This window comes from Sphaerisporangium sp. NPDC051011 (genome assembly GCF_040653595.1).
In the GTDB taxonomy this organism is placed as follows: Bacteria; Actinomycetota; Actinomycetes; order Streptosporangiales; family Streptosporangiaceae; genus Sphaerisporangium.
The window spans coordinates 98,857-119,131 of sequence record NZ_JBFAGG010000023.1 but is presented as its reverse complement, the minus strand read 5'-3'; the positions used below and the strand labels follow the sequence as shown (position 1 = coordinate 119,131).

Genomic DNA, 20,275 nt, shown 5'->3' with positions numbered 1-20,275 from the left:
AAGTACCCGCTGATCACCCGGGCCAACGTCGAGAAGTACGTGCTCACCGGCGACGTCGACCACGTCAACCTGTCCAGCGGCCTGTTCGCCAGCGAGTACGCCACGTGGAAGATCACTCCGGACAAGGCGCTGCGCAACCAGTGGATCACGGTGCGGGCCCGCGGCTGGGACACCCGCGTGCACATCGGCGCCCGGGAGGTCGGCCTGGCACACAGCGGCGCGAGCAACCTCAGCTCCGCCCAGGCGGAGGCCGCGGCCAAGCTGCGCGTGGACCTGCCGCTGCAGGCGGGCGTGCAGACCGTCATGCTGTGGACGCACAAGCAGGACTGGGACGGCGCGGTCTGGCGCATCCTCGACCAGGGGCTCAAGACCAACAGCCTGTGGAAGGCGCTCCAGGCCCGCAAGGGGCTCGGCAGGCTCGCGGTCACCTTCGACGCCGGCGACCCCGAGAAGGGAGTGACGCAGGACCTCACCAAGCTCGCCGAGGTCTTCGACACGATCTACATCCACTCCCAGTAGAGCGAAGGTCCTACCAGGAAAGATCCCCGGCGGGACCTCCGCCATGTGGGACTCACCATGCATGCGTGGTTTGGGCGGATCCGGCGACTGCAGCCCAGATGCGCCGAGCTCGCCCTGGCGGTGTGCCCGGCCTTGGCCGACCAGGTGGTTCGCGCCACCGTGCCCCCGGCAGAACTGCTCGTCGACCGGCCTGCCGCTCCCTCAGCTCCGGCAGACATCGAAAGGCGGCACTGGCAGCTGACTACGAAGGCCCTGACCTCTGCGACACCGCTTCCACTACGGCAGGCGGGGCATCGGCTCCTTGACCCGGTTGCCCGATCTCCCCTCAACGCGGCTGGCCTGGGTGCGCAGCTTGGACGATGAGCGCGTGTGGCCGGACTGTGAGGTGATCCGGCTTCCGCCTGGGTGACCTTCGGCCTGCGGACCGCTTCCGCCCCTCAAGCTGGGCGGTGGTGCGGTGACTTACCCCCCAACCCGTGCCACCGCCCCGACCATCACGAGCAGGAATTCCACGAGTTTTATAACGCCACCGAGAACGGTGTTTTGTCATGCCAAATACGCTTTAAAAGAAGGATGACTGGGTGCTATATCTCAAATATTTTCAAGGCGGGTAGCTATGGACATCGCCCAGCAAAATCCGTAGCCTTTCAAACACCTGGAGACTAGACGGCGATAGCCGTGGAAGGGGAACGAGATGGATTTACCGGTGATACCGTGGGGTATCTCTCGCATGGCCCCGTATCCGCCGCCCGAAACGGTTCCCGACTATCGGGTCGTGTTGGACCCTGTCACGCAGACGGGCAACTGGGTGGACCCGACCGGCCAGATCATCGAGGCCGGAAAGCACGGGACCAACAAGGCCAAGCCGTCCGCGACGCAGGTGCAGTCGGGACCGGACGGAGGAGACGGCAAGCCACCGCCTCCGCCCAAACCCGACTCGACGACCGACTACACGCCGGACTGATCCTTGCAATCACCAGTGCTGACGGTCACCTGCCTGGATGATCCGACGGCCGATCTGGTGCTGGCCGAGCTGCACGATCGGGACATCCCGGTCGTGCGGTTCGACCCAGGAGCAGATTTCCCCGGCGATTCCGGCTTGGAGACCCGTTTCGGAGCAGACGGCATGTCCGGCTCGCTCACCACCGCGACACGCATGCTGGAACTTGCCAGTGTGCGATCGGTGTACTGGCGTAAGCCGACGCCCTACCGGCGCTCACCGTACCTGGACGAGCAGACCGGGCGGTGGACCGCCGACCAGTCGCGTTTCGGCTTGGGCGGCGTGCTGGCCACACTTCCCGGCGCGCTCTACCTCAATCACCCCTGGCGAATCCGCGACGCCGAGCACAAGCCCGTGCAGCTCGCAACCGCAGCCGCGTGCGGTCTCACCATCCCGCCTACCCTGATCACCAACAATCCCGAAAGCGCACGGACGTTCGCTGAATCCGGGCCGATCGTTTATAAGCCGTTGTGGGCGTCGGAATACATCGGCCCAGACGACGCGCCCCGGAACGTGTGGACGCAGACGGTCTCCCCAGAGGAGATGAATTCGTCCATCAGCGGCGCCGCGCACCTGTTCCAAAGGCGGGTTGATAAGATCGCTGACGTGCGGGTCACCGTGGTAGGGAAGGAGGTTTTCCCTGTCCGGATCGACGGCGCCTCCGGATTGGACTGGCGCCAGCATTACCCCGATCTTTCCTATACGCCCATCGAAACCCCGCCACCGATGGCCAGGGCGATACGCGCCTATCTCGACCGTTTCGGGCTGATCTTCGGAGCTTTCGACTTCGCCGTGGCCCCAGACGGCGAATGGATCTTTCTGGAGTGCAACCCCAACGGCCAGTGGGCCTGGTTTCCCGATCCGATCCCCGCCCGCATCGCCGCCGCTATCGCCGACCACCTCCAAGCCGCAAAGGATCGCGTATGACCATCCCCACCGAGTCCGCCCCTCAGCGCGCGGCGCTGGCCCACAAGCTCATCGAAGACGGAGCGCTCACCGATCCCCGGTGGCGGGCGGCGATCGAGGAGGTGCCCCGTGAGGTGTTCCTCGGCGAGGCGGTCTACCGGGCCACCGAGGGAGACGAGCGGGGGACGGCATGGGAGCCCGTACGGCGCGACCAGATGGACTGGGCCGACTGGCTACGCCTGGTCTACACCGACGAGACCTGGGTGACCCAGGTCGACGGCGTCCTAGCTGAGGCAGCACCGGGCCCCCTGTATGGCAGTCCGACCTCCTCTTCGTCGTTCCCCGGTCTGGTGGTCCGCATGCTGGAGGCGGCACAGATCGGCGACGGCGACAAAGTGCTGGAGATCGGTACCGGCACCGGCTATTCCACCTCGTTGATGTGCCACCGGCTAGGCGGTGAGGCCGTGACCTCCATCGAATATGACCTGAACGTCGCGCCCCGCGCCCGCCAGGCGATCGAGGCATGTGGCTACTCGCCGGCTCTGGCCGTCGGCGACGGGCTGGATGGCTACGACAAGAACGCCGAGTACGACCGGCTGATCGCGACCTGCTCGGTGCGCTTCATCCCTCCGGCCTGGATGTGGCAGGTCCGTGACGGCGGCACCATCACCACCCCCATGTGGGGCTGGATGAACGGCAACGCCCTCGCGCACATCACTCTCGCCGACGACGGGACCGCCTCAGGGCGATTCCATCCCTACAACGTCTCCTTCATGAATGCCCGCCCCCACGGACAGCCGCCGCGAGCGACCTACCTGCTCGGCATCGGGGGCGAGCGAGAGACCAGGATCGACCCGAACATCATCAACGACTGGACCGGCCGCTTCGTCGCCCAGCTCGCCGCGCCGTCGGCAGGGCTGATGGGCGCTGGCGACGACATGATCCTGCTGGACGTCGCCACCGGCTCACAGGCCAGCACGAGCAAAGCCGAATCCGGCGGCTGGACGGTACGCCAGCACGGCCCGTTGCGGCTCTGGGACGCAGTGGAAGACGCGATCGATCTGTGGCAGCAAGCCGGTTCCCCCCACCAGTCGGGGTTCGGACTCACCGTCGGCCGGACGAGTCAGTGGGTATGGCTCGGCGACCCCGACGGCCCCCGCTGGAACCTGCCCGTCTGAGCTGGGTGTCGGAGCGCCTTCGTTTGTGGAGTTCGGCAGATCTGTCCAGGACCCGCGCTGAAAACACCTGAGTGGGGTCGGGCACGGGCCCTTAGGACCTGAGCGGAAACGGCAGGATGAGCACGTCCATGAGCGGTGCGCCGGACCAGCCGGGGCGCAGCCGGGCGGCTTTGCGCCAGCCCCATCGGGTATAGGCCGTGTAGGCAATGGTGTTGTCAGGGCGGACGAGCAGAGTGGCGCGCTGTTCGGTGCGGTCGGCCAGGAGCGTGTCGTGCAAGGCGTGGGCAATGCCCTGGCCCCGCCACGCAGGCCGCACCATGATCTCCGACAGGGCGAAGGTGCGGCTGCCATCCTCGCGGGTGAAGCCGGGTTCGGGTTCGGATTCCAGGCCTTCCCACCACCTGTTCTGCACGGGGAGGGGCCAGCCCCAGATCTGACCGACCGGGGTGTCGTCGCAGTAGGCAAGGATCAGGTCGAACCCGTGGCGGCTGGTGTAGGCCTCGAAGCGGGTCATGAACGCTTGTTCGCTGTCGAACTCCTCTCCGGCGGCGATGCGGTCCGCGTAGGCGTCGCGGTGGATGTCGGCGACCAGGTCGCGATGTCGGCGGGCTTCGGCGGCGTCCATCTGGCGGAAGGTCACCTGGGCGGGGGGCATGTCGTCGCCTTTCTTGTCATGCAGCGGCAGGAGTCAGCTTGCGGGCCGCGACGTCGAACCGCTGGCGGAACTCCTCGCTTTGGGCTCCGGGGGTATGCAGAAGGGGGCGCAGCTCGTTGAGGACTCGCACGGAGGTGAGTTTGCCGCCCAGCTCGCCCAGGATCGTCATGCCTTGGGTAAGGGCGCTGTGGCTGTCGCCGGCAGTGGCCAGGGCGGCGGCGAGCCGGGCCTGGTAGTAGGCCAGGTCGCGGGGTGAACGACTGGAGTCGGTGAGCACGGCCTGGTACAGCCTTGCTGCGGTGTCGGGAGAGCAGAGCCGCAGGCTGCCCATCGCTTCATACCCAGCGATTTCCGAATGGGTGACGAACGCGGTCCAGTTTTGGTCGCTGTCGTGGGGGCCACGGTCGGCTTCGTTGCGGGCGCGGCCGATGGCGGCGTGGAAGGCGGCTGCGTCGCCGAGTTGGGCGTAGGCCAGTGCCTGGCGCAGCCAGATCAGCGTGTGCAGGGCCGGGGAGGGGATATGGCGGGCGACCTGGGCGGCGCGGTCAGCCAGGCGCAGCGCCTCGCGGGCACTGCCGCGCCGTCCGGTGATGCGGGCCAGGTGGGTGGCCTGCTGGGCCATGTCGAGGTAGATGTGCACCAGCAGAGAGTTGTCGCCGACGCTCGCGGCCAGCAGCGCGGCCTCGGCATACAGCGATCGTGCCAGGTGCTGGTCACCGGAGTCGTAAGCGAGCCAGCCGCCGACCTCTCCGAGGTCGGCGGTGACCGCCAGCAAATCCCGTCCGGTGTGCTCGGCGTAGTCGTATTCGTCCAGCATGGCCCGGGCGCGGGCGAACAGGGCGGTGGCATGAGGCAGCAGAGCGGCGCCGCCGATCGCGCCGTCGGCGCGACGCAGCCGTTCCAGGCTAGCCCGCAGGTATCGCACATGGCCTTGGTCGATCCGCTTGGGCGGGAGCGCCATGTGCATCAGCATGGTGCTCATCGCCAGGCTAGAGGTCATCATGAAGTGTCGGCGGTCAGGTGTTGCGTTCATTGCCACGACATCTCCCCAGAAAGCGGGCTGTTGGTCGCTTTCCAACTTGGCATCTGCGCGACCGATGATCAGCGGCAGAAGAACCTGGCGTGGCATGCCGAGCAGGTCGGCGATCCGGAGAATCTCCCGGATGTCGTGGAAGGTGTCACGTTTGCGTCGTTCGACCTTGGTCACCACCGACTGCGACCAGCCCAGTAGTGCCCCGAAGTCCAGCTGGCTCATTCCGGTGGCACCGCGCAGGATCGCCAGCACCGCAGCCATGTCGGCGCGGGCCAGGGCCTGGCGCAGGGGCGCTGAATCCCAGATCCACACTGGTGCCGCTCCGGTGGCCTCACGGGCGGCGGCCAAGCAGGGTCCGCACAGCGGGTCGTGGTTGTAGCGGCTCAGCCGTGTGATGCGGCATGCCGGACAGACCCGATCGACTCGCTGCTCCTCGACCATACGCGTCGTCCCTGCCGTCGGCGTCACATGCGTTTTACCCACGGTAACGCGAGCCGACCACTCGATGAGGCCAATGTGGCCTGATCGACTGTGCCGGCGGTAAGCCGTATCGGCGTTGGGTCCATGACGCGGAGCGGTCACGCTCTCCCACAGAGCCGCGAATCGCCGCGCCCGCGAGCAGGAAAAGAAGCAGCTTCCGGCTCGCCAGTCGGCACGCCTCACCGATCCCCATGCAGAAGGGGTGTAGCGATGCAGCCCGCCATTCCCGGACGGTACGTCGAGCTCTTACCTGATCAGGCCCCTTCGGACCTGGAGACCTTGCCAGATCTGGTCCGGTGGGCAGCTGGGGCGTACAGCGAACAGCCAGCGGTCATCGGAGCCGCGGCCCTGAGTTACGGCGAGCTACAGGCTATGGTCGATGTGGTCGCCACGCAGCTGCTGACCGTAGGCATGGCGCCCGGGGGCGTCGTAGGCGTCGCCTCCGGCCGGTCGTACCTGGCGCCAGCACTCATCCTCGGCATCATGCGATCCGGCGCGGTCTACCTTCCGCTGGACCCACTCTATCCGGACGTTCTACTGGAGGCGATGGTCCAGGCGGCGGATGTCGGCACCGTCATCGTCGACCGGGCAGCCGCCGGTCGTGTGCCCACTATGCGAGCCTGTGTCATCGAAGCAGCTTCGCTGCTCTCGCGCGGTCGTTGCGGCACGTCGCTGCCCGCCGTCGATCTGTGTGGCGGGGCGTATGGCATGTTCACCTCTGGATCCACTGGAGCACCCAAGGGTGTCCTGCTGGGGCATGCCGGTCTGGGTGAGTACGCCCGGGCGCTGCCTGGCCGCGTCGGACTGGGCGCCGGGGACCGGTGCCTGGGGGTAGCACCATTGGGCTTCTCGTCCTCGGTTCGGCAACTGCTGCTGCCGCTCGCTGTGGGGGCGACTGTGGTGGTTCCCACCGACGGGCAGGTGCGCACGCCCTGGGAGCTCGCCGATCTGATCCAGGCGGAGCGGGTGTCGCATCTGGATGTGACGCCGTCTTTTTGGAGGGCGTTTTTGGACGCGCTGCCGGAGAGCGATGCGTGCCGGATGCTAGCCGGGGTGCGCCGCGTGCTGTTCGCCAGCGAGTCTCTGGACGTGCCGCTGGCGAACCGCACCCGGCGGCTCGCCCCGCACGCCCGGCTGTGGAACATGTACGGCTGCACCGAAACCACCGGCATCGTTACCGCCTACGAGGTCACCGGCAGCGAACCCGAGGACGCTGCGGTACCGATCGGCACCGCGCTGGACCACGTTATGGTCTCGGTGGCCCTCGCCGATGACGGCCCGAGCTGTGCCGGGTCCGGGCAGATCGTCGTCACCGGCCGCGCCGTGGCCCTCGGCCCTCTCAGCCGTGGGACCACTGCGGGATCGGCATGCGCGGTGCGGCGGCTTGAGACCGGCGACCGCGCCGAGGAGATCGCGGCCGGGCTGGTGTGGCATGGCCGCGGCGACCGCGTGCTCAAGGTCCGCGGGATACGGGTGACAGCCGAGAGTGTCGAACAGCAACTCCTCGCCCACGACCAGGTACGACGAGCCGCCGTCGTGGCCGCCACCGAACGCGGTCTGATCTGCACGGTCGAGCCCGCCCCCGAGACACGCGAGCCCGACCCCGGGCGGCTGATCTCGTGGCTGAGGCAGCGCCTGCCTGGCCACATGGTGCCCGCCGAGATCACCGTGACGACCGACTGGCCGCTGCTGCCCAACGGCAAGACCGACTACCGGCAACTTGCCGCCCGCCATCAGACCGACGACCGCACAGCAGGGGGCCTCGATGCCGACCACTGACGACGCCGACGCACCGGAGGTGGACGTGCGCGAACACGTCCGGAAGCTGTGGCTGGGCATCCTCCCCGACGGCACGAGCGGGACGTTCGCCGAGGCCGGCGGCGACTCGCTGTCCGGGCTGCGCCTTCTCGGCGCGATCCACAAGACCCTCGGCATCCGCGTTCCCTTCGGCGACCTCAACACCGCCGCGAGTGTGGAGGACTTCGTCGATCGCGTCGCGCGCCGGACCACCGGATAGCCCCGGTGACACGGTCCTGCTCTCTTCCCGTCACCTCCTCAGATGGGTATTCCCGTGACCAGTACCGCGCCCCACACGCCCACGCCCGCTGCTCCGGTTGTCCTGACGGAGGCCGAGGCGGTCTTATGGCGCTACCAGCAGCTACATCCCCTCACCTGCGCCTACAACATCTGCGCGGCCGTGGAGATCGAAGGCCGTCTCGACGCCGAACTGCTCCAGACCGCAGTCGCTGCGGTGATCGCCCGGCACCGCACCCTCCACTCGACCGTCGTCGAGGCGGGTGAACGGCTCGCCTGGCACCGAGCGAGCGTTGAGCCGCGCTGGCGAACCGTCCCCGTCACCGCACAAGATGTGCGGGAGTGGGCCAAAGGCCCGGGTGCCTCCTGGGTGCGGGCCGAGGCCCGCCGCCCGTTCCTGCCCGGCGAGGTGCTGCACCGCCTGGTGCTGTGGAGCCTCCAGCAGGCCGGGGCGCTGCTGCAGATCACCCTCCACCACTGCGCCTGCGACGGGCTGGGCCTGCGTCTCCTCGTCGATGAGATGATCGCCACCTACCGGGAACTCGCCGACGGAATGGCCGCGAAACCGGCCGAGCGTGAGGTGCTGCCTTACCAGCCTCTGGTCAGCCCGGTCGAGGCAGCCGCGTTCTTCGCCCCCCGCCTGGAACTGGCGGAATCCAAGGCGCTGCTGCCCCGCGGCCGCAACCGGGCGCGTGCGGCTGACGACGCCGGAGTGCTTGTGCGGCGAGTCCTGAAGGTCACCGTCAACGACGTCGCCGCGCGCGCCCGAGAGACCAGGGTGAGCCCGTTCGCGGTGGTGATGGCTGGCCTCGGGGTGGCGCTGGCCCGGTTCAGCGGCGAGCGGGACCTGGCGGTGCGGGTGCCGTTCAGCCACCGCCCGCCGGCCGAGGACACCGAGGCCAGCTACCGGGTCCGTGCCCTGCCGGTGAGGCTGTCGGTCACCCGCGGCGACACGGTCGCAGGCCTGCTGACCGACGCCGGCGGCGAACTGCTCCAAGCGGCGGTGCACGCGGACTGGGGTGAGACCGACGCCCCCTTCGCCGCCACAGTCACGCCGGGCGGCACCTCGGTGACCGTCGTCAATCAAATGCACCCGACCGGTCTGCTCACCCACTTCCGGCCCCCTTTTCTCCAGGCCGACGGACTGCGCTGGCGGCCCTACCTGGTGGCCAACGGTACGGCCAAGTTCGACCTGAGCATCCATGTCGCCGCCCACGAAGGGCGCCTGGCGTTGGCCTTCGAGTATCGCGCGAACACCGTGGATCGCACCGAACGCGAATGGTTCGCCGACCTCGTCGCCGCCATGGTGACCGACGCCGCCACCGCCGACCTCGACCAGACAGCCGCAATGCTGGGCCGCAGTGCCAGCAGCAGGGGAAAGGCCTGTGGACGACAGCTGCGGCAACGCGATGGCCGGGTCGAGGACCCCTTCTTCGCCTGCGCCGCCAGGGAGCCCAGCCGCATCGCCGTCATCGACCACACCCCCACCGGCGCCAACGCCGTGACCTACGCACAGCTCGCGGCCGCGAGCCTGGCGGTGGCCGAGCACCTCACCGGTCTGGGTGCCGGTGCCGGCCTTGCGGTCGCCGTGCGTCTGCCCCGCGGAGGTACGCTGATCGCCGCCGTCCATGGCGTGCTGCGCGCTGGCAGCGTGCTGTTGCTTCTCGACCCGGACCTGCCCCCGGCCCGCGCCGAGTTCATGCTCGCCGACAGCCGCGCCCATCTGATCATCGAACCCGGCCCGGCCGAAAGCCCCGACACCCTCCGGGTGCTGGACCAAACATTGCAGGTCACCGTGCTGACCGATCGTCCGGAGCCCGTTCCGCTGACTCGCGACGGCGCGGCGGCCGATGCGGCGTACGTGATGTACACCTCAGGCTCGACCGGCCGCCCCAAGGGCGTCGCGGTCTCCCACCCCGGCATCATCAACCGGCTGGCGTGGATGCAGCGCGCCCACCCGATCGGCCCAGGCAACGTGGTGCTGGCCAAGACCCCGCTCAGCTTCGACGTCTGCCTGTGGGAGCTGCTGTGGCCGCCGATGACCGGCGCGACGCTGGTCACTGCACAGCACGGCCGACACGCGGATCCGGCGTACCTGTGCGATGTGCTCGACCGCTACGCCGTGGACACGGTCCACTTCGTGCCCGCCATGCTCGCCGCCTTCCTCGACACCGCGGCCGGGCGCCGCTTGCCCGCGCTGAAACGGGTCTTCACGAGCGGCGAGCGCCTGCCGCTAACGCTGGCCCGCCGCGCGCACGCCCAGCTCGGGGCCGGGCTGCACAACCTTTACGGGCCGACGGAGGCGTCGATCGATGTCACCTGCTTCACCTACTGGCCCGGCGACGGGAGGGCGTTCGTGCCGATCGGCCGCCCGGTCGACAACACTACGGTGCGCATCTGCGACGAGGACGGCCGTGAAGTCTCCCTCGGGGCGCCCGGTGAGCTGGTCATCGAGGGCGTACAGGTGGCCCTGGGCTACGTGGGCGACGGCACGCAGGACGAGGGCCGGTTCGGGGTGAACCCAGACAGTGGGCATCGCATCTACCGCACCGGTGACCTGGTGCGGTGGCGCTCCGGCGGGGTGCTGGAGTTCCTCGGCCGGGCCGACGACCAGGTGAAGATCAACGGACAGCGGGTGGAGCTGGAGGAGATCGACGCGATCTTGGCCGGTCACCCGGACCTGGCTGCCGCAGCCGCCTACTGCGGCGAGGAGGCGGGACCGCGCCGCCTGCGGGCGTTCGTCGTACCTCGCGATGGAGCAGAGCTCACGGCGGCGGACCTGCGCGGCCACGTCGCCCACCATCTTGCGGCCGCCCTCATTCCGTCGGTGTTCACGGTGGTGGAGGCGCTGCCGTACTCGGAGAGCGGCAAGCTGGACCGCACCCAGCTCAGCAGGCTGCCCGGCCGCGACCTACCCGCCGCCACCGGCCGCACCGTGACGGGCGAGGCCGCAGAGCTTTTGGCGTCGGCGGTCCGCGACGTGCTGGGCGAGGCAGAGGTCCCGGCGGACGTCGATCTGTTCCACCTGGGCCTGGACTCCATCACTGCGCTGCGCCTGGTCGGGGTGCTACGCCGCCGCGGCGCGGTGTTGGAGGTCGCCGACGTATTCGAGGCCCGGACCCTGGCAGCGCTGGCCGCCCGGCTGCGGCCCGCGCCCACCTGGGAGCCAGATGCTTCCGCGCAGGTGGAATCGGCCGCGCCGGCCGGGTCGGTGGTGTGGAACGGGCACCGGGTCATGGCGCGGTTCCCGTTGTCCCAGGCGCAGCTGGGCCTCGTCTATCACCGGCAGGCCAGTGACGACTATCTGACCTACCTCACCTCCTATGAGCTCGACGGTCCGGTTGATCCAGCTCTGCTGCGCCAAGCCCTGACCGTCGTGGCCGGCTGGCACGAGTTTCTCCGCTCCGCCCTAGACCTGAGCGACCCGTCCGGGCCGCAGCAGCTCGTCCTTCAGCCCGTGGAGCTGAAGCTGATCGAGCACGACCTTGGTGCACTGGGCGAGACACAGCAGCGCACGGCGTGGGAGCGGTGGGTGGCGAAGATCCGCACACGCCCCTTCGCCTGGGACACCCCGCCCCTGTTCGCCTTCCACCTGCACCGCTTCACACCCAGCCAGGCGGTGTTCTCCATCGTCGAGCCCTTCCTGGACGGCTGGAGCGTGGCCGTGCTCGGCCGGGACATTCTCGACACCTACGAAACGTTCGCCGCCGCCCGCGCCGGTACGCCGCCGCCCGCGACCGTCCAGCTCCTGGACAGCCGACCCGCGCTGTCGTACGGGAGGTTCGTGGCGCTGGAGGCCGCGGCTGCGGCCGACCAGGAGGCGCTCGACCACTGGCGGACCCTGCTGGAGGAGCAGGAGACGGTGTGGCGCTTGGCACTGGCACCCGGTAGCGAGGAGGAGCCGACGACTTGGCACCGGTGGGACCACTACTTCGACGAGGCGAACCTGTCCGGACTCCGCGCGGCGGCGGGCCGACTGGGGGCGTCGCTGCGCACGCTGATGTGGGCGGTTCACATGCGCACCGTGGCTCTGTTCACCGGCAGCGCCCGCAGCGGGTCGGTGGTAATGGTCAACGGCCGGCTGGAAGATTCGGGCGCGGAGGACATGGTCGGGCTGTTCCTGAACATGCTGCCCGCCGCAGTCGAGATCGGTCCCGATACGACTTGGCGGGACCTGGTGGGCCAGGTGGTGGCTGCCGAGCGGTCCTCGTGGCGCTACCGCCGCACCCCCTACGCGCGACTGCGCTCGCTGGTGCCGGGCTTTGAGCCGAGCTGCGTGTTCAACTACACCGAATTCCACCGCTACCGCGACCTGTTCGACGACCCCGGCCGGGCGCTGCGGCTGCGTCAGGTCACGGCGCTGGACCAGACGTATCTGGACCTGACGGTGCAGTGCTCGCTGGATCCGGCCGGCCGCCGCCTGCGGCTGTCGGTCGACCACCGGTCCCCGGCCGTCACCGTGGCGGATGCGCGACGCTTCCTGGACTGCCTGGTGCACGCCGCCCGCGCCGCGGCCCGGGACGTCGACGCACCCGTCGAGTCCGACCGGCTGCCCGTAGCGGAACTTGCGCGGCTGGACGAGGTTGGCCGGGGGCCGGTACGCACCTGGCCCGAGGAGCTGTCCCTCGCCCGCGTAGTCGACGAGCACGCCGCAGACCGCCCAGGCGCGGTGGCCATCGAGGACGGCTCCGAGTCCTACACCTATGCCGAACTGGCCGCGCTCAGTCGCCACTACGCCCACAACATCAGGAAGCACGCCGACGAGGCGCATCCGGTAGTGGGGGTGATGGCGTCCCGGTCTGCCCGTTACTGGGCTGCGGTGCTGGGCATCTGGCGGGCTGGCGGCACCTACGTGGCCCTGGCGCCTGACCTTCCGGCCGAGCGGCTATCCCACATGACCGACCAGGCCGGGCTGCGGCTGGTCTACCTCGACCCCCGCGACACCAGCATCGATACCACGCTGCTGCCCGAGGGGGTGAGGCGACTGTCTCTGGAGGCGCTGCCCGCCGAGCCGGTGCCGGAGCTCGGGCAGCAGCAGCTGGCCGAGGCCGCTTACGTGCTGTTCACCTCCGGCTCCACCGGCCACCCCAAAGGCGCGCGGGTCGGACCGGCGGCGATGGTCAACCACTGGTGGGCCAAAACCGACTTGCTCGGCCTGGACCAGACCTGCGTAGTGGGCCAGTCAGCGCCCGCGTCGTTTGACGTGTCGATCTGGCAGTTCGCCGCGACGTGGATGCGTGGCGGCCGTGTCGTCGTCCTCGACGACACCCTCCTGCTGAACCCGGCCCGCCTGTTTGATGCGCTCGACGAGCGCGGCGTGCGGCTTTTCGAGACCGTGCCGAGCCACCTGGCCGCACTCCTCGACGCCATCGAGTGCGGCGCCGTGCGGCCCTGGCCCCGTCCCCGCGGCGAACTCACCTGGCTGATGGTGACCGGCGAGGCCGTCTCGGCCGAGGTGTGCCGCCGCTGGCTCCGCGCGGGCGGCGCACCGATCATCAACGCCTACGGGCCCACCGAATGCGCAGACGACATCACCCACCAGGTGATCGACGACCCTGGTATCACCGGCGCGGTGCCCATCGGCCGACCGATCCCGAACATCGTCTGCCGGGTCACCGACGAGCAGGGGCAGCCAGTGCCACTCGGCGTCGAGGGCGAACTCCGCGTCACCGGCTCCTGCCTCGGGCTCGGCTACCTCGAACCCGGCGACGAGCCCGGCCGGTTCCTGCGCGACCAGCAACACCAGGTCGTCGCCTACCGCACTGGTGACCGCGTTCGGTTCACCGAGAACGGTGAACTGCTGTGGCTGGGACGCATGGACGCAGAGGTGAAGGTCCGCGGCCGCCGGATCGAACTCGGCGACATCGAGACCCACCTGCGCACGCACCCAGCGGTCAAGGAGACCGCCGCCACCGTCCTGCGCGAGCGCGGCGGACGCCTGCGCGCCGTCGTCGTCCCCCGCGCCAGACACGCCGTGGATGGCCCCGAGCTGCGGGCCTACCTTGCGGCGCACGTGCCCGCGTGGATGCTGCCCGATGAGATCACCCTCGCCGAGCAGATGCCGCTGACCGCGCACGGCAAGCTTGACCGCAACGCCCTGGCCACCGCACACTTCACCCCCGCCCTCACGGCTGCGCCGCCACCCGGCGGGAAGGGAACGCACCGCCGCGTCGCGGTGATCTGCGCCGAGGAATGGGCGCAGATCACCGGGCGCACACCGACTCCGGACAGTGACTTCTTCGCCGAAGGCGGCTCGTCCCTGGACAGCGTCCGCCTCACCGCCCGCATCAGCGCCCGCCTCGGCCGTACGGTCACCGTGGCCGACCTGCTCCACACCCCGCGGTTCGCCGACCTCATCGCCCACCTCGCCCCGCCCGACAACGGCCCCACTCTCGCCGTTGGGCGGATGCCGGCGGCGGTCGCCGGGGTCGTCACCGCCGCTCTGGACGATCCCGACAAGCTCCTGGAACTCGTGCCCGGCGGATGCCTGGATGGGGCCGCGGTCGGCTACCTCACCCCCGCAGCGCTCGCCCGCGCCGGCCACCAGGCTCAAGACGTCCTGGATCGCCTCGGCGGGGCGCCCGTACTGCGCCGCGTCGTGTGCACACCGCTCGGCATGGTCGGCCACTACCTGCTGCCCCTCGTCGGCGACGACATCTTTACCGCTCCCGACCGACTGGCCGGCCTCATCGCCCAGGCCGCCGAACACGCACATCGCTACGGTGCGGCGCGCACCGTGCTGACTGGGCTCATCCCCGCAGCCAGCAAGTACGGCACCGCTCTGCCGCCGCTCGCGACTGAGGTGACGACCGGACACGACGTGACCACGGCCGCCGTTGTCCTCAACCTCGCACGCGCCCTGCGCACCATTGGCACCGATATGAGGAGGCGGCATGTAGCCGTCATCGGCCTAGGTTCGATCGGCCGCGCCGCCACCGAGCTGCTGCTCACCGTCCTCGGCCATCCGGCCTGCCTGACCCTCGTGGAGTCTCCAACCGCAGAACACCGCCTTCACGCCACCGTGCAAGCCGTACGGGGCGCGGGGTACGGCGGGCCGCTCACGGCGGTGACCGCCTCGCCGGAGGAGGTAACGGGTCAGGTGGCCAGCGCGGGCGTGATAGTGGGTGCGGCCAACGCCACCGGACTCCTGGAGGTCGAACATCTCGCCCCCGGCACGATCGTCATCGACGACTCCGCCCCTCACCTGTTCGACACCACCGCCGCCATCGCCCGTGCCCGGACCGCAGAGCTGTACATCAGCGAGGGCGGCGTCCTTGAGTGGCCCGAGCCTGTTCGCGAGGTCCGCTGGCTGCCGACCGACCCGCTCCTCGCCGACGTGCTCACCTCGCTGCGCGGATACCGGCCCACTCCGCACGCAGTGATGGGCTGCCTGACCGCCGCACTGCCCGCCCTGAACGGCCACATGCCGCCGGTGCTCGGCGAACCGGCCCCCGCCCAGACGACCGCGGTCTACCAGCACCTGGTGCAGGCCGGATTCGACGGGGCGCCGATGATGCTGGACGACACCGTCCTGACGGGAGGGCTGGCATGACACCAGCACCCCTACCCGCCCACACCCACGACGCACTGGCCGCTCCAGCGGCCAGTGCGGTAAGACTGCTGCACCTGCCGGTCGCGGGCCAGACGGTGCGGCTGCGGCTGTACCTGGAGGGCGAGAACCGCTACGGGTCGGTCAAGGCCCGCACCGCCCACGCCCTGCTCGGCGCGCTGGAGGAGGCAGGCCGCCTGTGCCTGGGCGGGCAGGTCATCGAATCCACCTCCGGGAACCTCGGCATCGCCCTGGCCGGGCTGTGCGCCGAGCGCGGCTACCGCTGCACCCTCGTCGTCGACGACACCACCCCTGCGTTCAGCCTGAGCCGCATGGCCGACCTGGGCGCCGAACTGATCCACGTGAAGGCCCCGGATGCCGCGCACGCGGTCACCGCCCGCATCCAGACCGTCCGCGAGTTCCTGGCAACCAACCCCTGGGCGGTATGGACCGACCAGTACAACAACCCGGCGGGGCCCGCCGTGCACGCCCACACCACCGGCCCGGCCTTCCTCCACCACGGCCAGCTGGCCCACCCAGACGCAGTGGTCGCGCCCGTGTCCACCGGCGGGACCCTGGCCGGCGTCGCCGCCTACGCCCGCGCACACGCGCCCGAGGTGCTGGTCTGGGCCGTGGACGCCGTCGGGTCCGCCGCCACCGGCCGCAAGGCCGCCCCCAGGCCGGGCAAACTGCCTGGCTTCGGCTCCGGACTGCGCTCCACCTTCCTCACCCCGCGGCACTACGACCACCTCGCGTACGTGACCGACTCCGACGCCGCGCTGGCCTGCCGGATCATCCACGACTGCACGGGGATTGCGCTCGGCGGATCAGCCGGCGCGGCCGTCCTCGCCGCCGTGGCCGCAGCCGCCCGCAGCCGGCGTGTCAGGGACATCGCGTGCCTATGCCCGGACGGCGGCGACCGCTACCAGGCCACGATCTACGCTCCCGGGCCGCCGCGCCTCACCCCCTGCGACCCGGTGACTGTGCCTGCCTTGGCCGCCCTGCACCGTCTCTACCCGGAGAGGGAATCCGACCGATGACGACCCCCGACACCCTGCTGTACCTCGACGCCGCACACGTTACCGAGCTGTGCCTTCGGATCGACCCACTCGAGGCGGTCACCAACGCCTTTCTCGCCGTGCGCGCCGGCCAGGCCGGGATCACCCCGGAGGCCGCGCTGCGTTGGACGGCGAGCGACGGCACCGCCGCCCGCAGCCTCACGCTCCCGGCCTGGCACACCAGCACCTACGGCTGCAAAGTCATCAACGCGTGCATCGGCAACCCCGACCGCGGCTTGCCCCGCGCCCACGGCCTGATCATCCTGGCCCACCCCGATACGGCAGTCCCCGTCTGCATCATGGAGGGCGCCCACCTCAGCGCGCTGCGTACCGCGGCCGTCTCCCTTGTCGCGCTTCGCGCCGTCCGTGACCTGTCCACGGTGCGGCACGTGGGCCTGCTCGGCGGCGGTCGCCAGGCACGCACGCACCTGGAACTGCTCGCCCCCCGGACCGGGCTTGAAACGGTCACTGTCTACGACGCCGACCCGGCGCGCGGGCAAGAGTTCTCCCGGTACGCCAGCCGGCTCCTGCCCGGCGCCCAGATCGTGGTCGCCGACCGGGCGGAGATGGCCGTGCGCGCCGGTGAGGTCGTCATCGCCGCCACCACGACCACCAGCGGATACGTGCAGATCATGTGGCTGGCCGAGGGCGCGGTGTTCATCAACGTCTCCCTCGACGACGCCACCGAGGCCCTGTTGCTCGGGTGCGACCACCTGATCGTCGACGACTGGACGCTGGTCGCCGAGGACACCACCCGGCTGCTCGGGCGTCTCGCCCACGCTGGCCGTGTCACCGGCCCCGGCCACACCCCGCCCCCAGGCGGACGGCAGGCGGACACCGATATCGGCACGCTCCTCGACAGCGCCTACCTGCGGCCGATCGGCCCCAGGGACCGGATCGTGATCAACCCGTTCGGGATGGGTGTCCACGACATCGCGCTGGCCGCCCGCGTCCATGCCACCGCCCTCGCCTGCGGCGCCGGCACCCGCTTGCCTCGCTGACGCACGTGAAGGAGCTGTTTGTCATGGATCTGCTCGCCACCGCGCTGGACGGCTTCGCCGTCCTGGCCCAGAACATCACCGACCTCGCCGACGGCACGCTGCGCGCCTACACCGTCAACGGCTGGCCCTCCCCGAGCTTCTCACCCGTCATCCACCTCGCCTCCCATACGCCCGGGCACCGTGAATTCGCCACCGCCCGCGCCTTCTGGGACCAGCAGTGGGCCGACGCCACGCCGACGGCCTGCCTGCTCGTCCCGGTCACCACCATGCCCGCCCCCGTCGAACTGCCCAGCGGCTGGCACGCCGACGAGCATCCCCTCCACGTGATCGTGGAGGAGTCCGGACCCGTCGAGGTCACCCCGGACGACGCCTCCACCCTGTGTGTCACCCCCCTTGGCGACAGCGAAGCCGAAGAGAAGTTCCTCCACCTGGTCACCGCCTGCTTCCCCGACACGTGCACCGCACCCGAGAAGGTCCTCACCCAGCTCCAGGAGGCCGATGCGCACACCGAGCTGATCACCCTCCACCGCGGCACCCCTGGCGAGCCGGCCGCCGCCTCAGCGCTCACCGTCAAGAACCAGACCGCCTTCCAGACCTGGGGAGCGGTCCCCGAGCCGTATCGGGGGCTGCGCCTGTCCCGGGTGCTGCAGCAGGCCGCGCTCCGCCGCGCTTACGAACTCGGCGCGGCCGCCAGCGTCACCGTCACCCGCAACCCCAGGGTCATCGGCACCCACCGCCCGCGCCTGGACCTTCGGATTTACCGCAACACTCCCAGTGGGGAGTACCGGTGACCGCCGACACCCTCCCCACGACCGCACCGTTCACCGGCCTGCTGCCCGCGCAACTGCGCCAGGTCCTGTCCGACCGGCCCGCTCCCGGCTCGACCATCAGCCTCGGCCGCCTACCCGACGGGGAGGAACTGCTGCGCCTGTACCGGATGATGGTGGTCGGCCGGGCGGTTGAGGACGCCGCGACAGCCATGGCCAAGCAGGGCCTGATGGCCGTCTACCCCGCCGCCCGCGGCCAGGAAGCCTGCCAGATCGGCGCCGCCGCCGCGCTCAGGCGCTCGGACTGGCTGTTCCCGACCTACCGCGACTCCATCGCGGTCATCAGCCGCGGGGCCGACCCAGCCGACGTCCTCGCCGGTCCGCTCGGCCGCCGTCACCTCGGCTACGACCCCTACGAGCAGCGCACCGCCCCGCTGTGCACGCCTCTTGCCACCCACGCACCGCACGCGGTCGGTTTCGCACACGCTGCCCGCCACCACGGCGATGGCACCATCGCACTGGTCCTGCTGGGTGAGGGGGCCACCAGCGAAGGCGACTTCCACGCTGCCTGCACCTTCGCCGCCGCCCACCAGGCCCCCGTCGTCTTCCTGGTACAGAACAACGGCTACGCGATCAGCACCCCTGCCCACCTGCAGAGCGCGGCCCCGAGCTTCGCGCACAAGGGCATCGGCTATGGCATCCCGGCCGAGCGCGTCGACGGCAACGACGTGCTCGCCGTCTTGATGACCACGCGCGCCGCAGTCGAACGGGCCCGCGCCGGGGCCGGGCCGGCACTCGTCGAAGCCGTCACCTACCGAATCGGCCCGCACACCAACTCCGACGACTCCACCCGCTACCGCACTGCGGCCGAAGCCGACCCCTGGAAGCAGAAGGACCCCCTCGATCGGTACGCCGCCTACCTCCACGACCACGGCCTGCTCACACCGGCGACCACTCAGGACGCCGCCTGCACGGCAGAAGCAGAGGTCCGCAAACTCCGGCTCCACGCTCAGGAGACCTTCGTGCCGGACCCCGCCGAGATCACCGCCCACGTCTACACGCAACCGCCCGGCCACCTGCTCGCCCAGACCGCGCGCCTGGCCCTGGAGGAAGACAGCGATGGCTAGCCTCGCCGGCGCACTGAACCAGGCGCTGCGGGACGCGATGGCCGACGACGGCCGCGTCATCACCTTCGGCCTCGACGTCGGTACGAACGGCGGGGTCTTCCGCGTCACCGACGGCCTGGCCGCCACCTTCGGACCCAAGCGGTGTTTCGACACCCCGCTGTCGGAGTCCGGCATCGTCGGCTGCGCGGTAGGCATGGCGATGAACGGCCTCCTGCCCGTGGTGGAGATCCAGTTCGACGCGTTCGCCTACCCCGCCTTCGAGCAGATCACGAGCCACGTCGCCAAGATGCGCAACCGCACGAGCGGCCGCGTCACCCTACCCCTGGTCATCCGCATCCCCTACGGCGGTGGCATCGGAGCGGTTGAGCACCACAGCGACTCCTCCGAGGCGTACTACACCCACACACCGGGCCTGACCGTCGCCACGCCCTCCACCGTCGCCGACGCCTACTCGCTGCTGCGTGAGGCCATCGACCACCCCGACCCCGTGATCTTCCTCGAACCCAAGCGCCTGTACTGGCACAAGGACGACACCCCCCTGCCGCGGCGCACCGGCCCCTTCGGGCAGGCCGCCATCCGCCGCCCTGGCCGCACCGCCACGCTTATCGCCTACGGCCCCACCGTCAACGTCGCCCTCCAAGCCGCCGCCCAAGGCACAGCGGCCGGCTGGGACCTGGAGGTCATCGACCTGCGCACCCTCGTCCCCCTCGACGAGCACACCCTAACGGGCAGCATTCACCGGACCGGACGGGCGGTGGTCGTCCACGAGGCGCCCGGCTTCGGAGGCTACGGCGCCGAACTCGCCGCACGACTCACCGAAGCCTGCTTCTACCACCTCCAAGCGCCGATCGGACGCGTCACGGGCCTGGACGCCCCCTACCCCCCGCCCCTGCTGGAGGAGTACCACCTGCCCAACGTCAACCGCGTGCTCCACGCGGTGCACTCCTTGCTGCAGTACGCATGATCAC

General features: G+C 70.0%; 14 protein-coding genes. 12 read left to right on the top strand and 2 right to left on the bottom strand.

Translation table 11 applies throughout. The features are described 5' to 3' along the window. From AB0H21_RS37165 to tgmC, 4 genes are all read left to right on the top strand, one after another. On the top strand, window positions 1-519 hold a 519-nt coding region (locus AB0H21_RS37165; protein WP_358526207.1), incomplete at its 5' end, for a hypothetical protein. 694 nt (window positions 520-1,213) lie between these two features. Next, window positions 1,214-1,483, top strand: coding sequence for a putative ATP-grasp-modified RiPP (tgmA, locus tag AB0H21_RS37160; RefSeq protein WP_358526205.1), 270 nt, complete (start codon window positions 1,214-1,216; stop codon window positions 1,481-1,483). 15 nt (window positions 1,484-1,498) lie between these two features. Beyond that, the gene (tgmB, locus tag AB0H21_RS37155; RefSeq protein WP_358526203.1) at window positions 1,499-2,446 is read left to right on the top strand and encodes an ATP-grasp ribosomal peptide maturase; all 948 of its coding nucleotides are present in this window, start codon (window positions 1,499-1,501) and stop codon (window positions 2,444-2,446) included. Further along, the gene (tgmC, locus tag AB0H21_RS37150) at window positions 2,443-3,603 is read left to right on the top strand and encodes an ATP-grasp peptide maturase system methyltransferase (RefSeq protein ID WP_358526201.1); all 1,161 of its coding nucleotides are present in this window, start codon (window positions 2,443-2,445) and stop codon (window positions 3,601-3,603) included. The genes tgmB and tgmC overlap by 4 nt, the downstream gene beginning before the upstream one ends. Window positions 3,604-3,694: 91 nt before the next feature. Here tgmC and AB0H21_RS37145 read toward each other — a convergent pair whose 3' ends face one another. Together AB0H21_RS37145 and AB0H21_RS37140 are read right to left on the bottom strand one after the other, a co-directional pair. Continuing rightward, window positions 3,695-4,228, bottom strand: coding sequence for a GNAT family N-acetyltransferase (locus AB0H21_RS37145; RefSeq protein ID WP_358526199.1), 534 nt, complete (start codon window positions 4,226-4,228; stop codon window positions 3,695-3,697). Between the two features lie 46 nt (window positions 4,229-4,274). Next, window positions 4,275-5,732: a helix-turn-helix transcriptional regulator gene (locus tag AB0H21_RS37140; RefSeq protein WP_358526197.1), complete on the bottom strand. Its 1,458-nt coding sequence runs from the start codon at window positions 5,730-5,732 to the stop codon at window positions 4,275-4,277. A gap of 123 nt (window positions 5,733-5,855) precedes the next feature. Here AB0H21_RS37140 and AB0H21_RS37135 point away from each other — a divergent pair, with 123 nt between their 5' ends. Genes AB0H21_RS37135 through AB0H21_RS37100 form a run of 8 tightly spaced genes read left to right on the top strand, consistent with a single transcriptional unit; the run spans window position 5,856 to window position 20,271 of the window. Then, window positions 5,856-7,550 carry an AMP-binding protein gene (locus tag AB0H21_RS37135; RefSeq protein WP_358526195.1) on the top strand — a complete coding sequence of 565 codons (1,695 nt, stop codon included), beginning with the start codon at window positions 5,856-5,858 and terminating at the stop codon, window positions 7,548-7,550. Beyond that, window positions 7,537-7,788, top strand: coding sequence for an acyl carrier protein (locus AB0H21_RS37130; RefSeq protein WP_358526194.1), 252 nt, complete (start codon window positions 7,537-7,539; stop codon window positions 7,786-7,788). Before AB0H21_RS37135 ends, AB0H21_RS37130 begins: the two co-directional genes overlap by 14 nt. Before the next feature lie 54 nt (window positions 7,789-7,842). Then, window positions 7,843-15,357, top strand: coding sequence for an amino acid adenylation domain-containing protein (locus AB0H21_RS37125; RefSeq protein ID WP_358526192.1), 7,515 nt, complete (start codon window positions 7,843-7,845; stop codon window positions 15,355-15,357). Then, complete coding sequence (locus tag AB0H21_RS37120) at window positions 15,354-16,394, top strand: pyridoxal-phosphate dependent enzyme (protein ID WP_358526190.1); 1,041 nt, start codon at window positions 15,354-15,356, stop codon at window positions 16,392-16,394. Before AB0H21_RS37125 ends, AB0H21_RS37120 begins: the two co-directional genes overlap by 4 nt. Beyond that, complete coding sequence (locus AB0H21_RS37115; protein ID WP_358526188.1) at window positions 16,391-17,413, top strand: hypothetical protein; 1,023 nt, start codon at window positions 16,391-16,393, stop codon at window positions 17,411-17,413. The genes AB0H21_RS37120 and AB0H21_RS37115 overlap by 4 nt, the downstream gene beginning before the upstream one ends. A gap of 23 nt (window positions 17,414-17,436) precedes the next feature. Then, a complete protein-coding gene (locus tag AB0H21_RS37110) occupies window positions 17,437-18,204 on the top strand; it encodes a hypothetical protein (protein ID WP_358526186.1) in 768 nt (255 codons plus the stop codon). Continuing rightward, window positions 18,201-19,307: a thiamine pyrophosphate-dependent enzyme gene (locus AB0H21_RS37105; protein ID WP_358526184.1), complete on the top strand. Its 1,107-nt coding sequence runs from the start codon at window positions 18,201-18,203 to the stop codon at window positions 19,305-19,307. Before AB0H21_RS37110 ends, AB0H21_RS37105 begins: the two co-directional genes overlap by 4 nt. Next, the gene (locus tag AB0H21_RS37100; RefSeq protein ID WP_358526182.1) at window positions 19,300-20,271 is read left to right on the top strand and encodes an alpha-ketoacid dehydrogenase subunit beta; all 972 of its coding nucleotides are present in this window, start codon (window positions 19,300-19,302) and stop codon (window positions 20,269-20,271) included. Before AB0H21_RS37105 ends, AB0H21_RS37100 begins: the two co-directional genes overlap by 8 nt. The last annotated feature ends 4 nt before the right edge of the window (window positions 20,272-20,275 follow it).

What these genes read in the sequence shown, in the direction of transcription:
- tgmA (WP_358526205.1), top strand. Translation starts at nt 1,214, where the DNA reads ATGGATTTACCGGTGATACCGTGGGGTATCTCTCGCATGGCCCCGTAT.
- tgmC (WP_358526201.1), top strand. Translation starts at nt 2,443, where the DNA reads ATGACCATCCCCACCGAGTCCGCCCCTCAGCGCGCGGCGCTGGCCCAC.
- AB0H21_RS37145 (WP_358526199.1), bottom strand. Translation starts at nt 4,228, where the DNA reads ATGGACGCCGCCGAAGCCCGCCGACATCGCGACCTGGTCGCCGACATC.
- AB0H21_RS37140 (WP_358526197.1), bottom strand. Translation starts at nt 5,732, where the DNA reads ATGGTCGAGGAGCAGCGAGTCGATCGGGTCTGTCCGGCATGCCGCATC.
- AB0H21_RS37135 (WP_358526195.1), top strand. Translation starts at nt 5,856, where the DNA reads ATGACGCGGAGCGGTCACGCTCTCCCACAGAGCCGCGAATCGCCGCGC.
- AB0H21_RS37130 (WP_358526194.1), top strand. Translation starts at nt 7,537, where the DNA reads ATGCCGACCACTGACGACGCCGACGCACCGGAGGTGGACGTGCGCGAA.
- AB0H21_RS37120 (WP_358526190.1), top strand. Translation starts at nt 15,354, where the DNA reads ATGACACCAGCACCCCTACCCGCCCACACCCACGACGCACTGGCCGCT.
- AB0H21_RS37115 (WP_358526188.1), top strand. Translation starts at nt 16,391, where the DNA reads ATGACGACCCCCGACACCCTGCTGTACCTCGACGCCGCACACGTTACC.
- AB0H21_RS37110 (WP_358526186.1), top strand. Translation starts at nt 17,437, where the DNA reads ATGGATCTGCTCGCCACCGCGCTGGACGGCTTCGCCGTCCTGGCCCAG.
- AB0H21_RS37100 (WP_358526182.1), top strand. Translation starts at nt 19,300, where the DNA reads ATGGCTAGCCTCGCCGGCGCACTGAACCAGGCGCTGCGGGACGCGATG.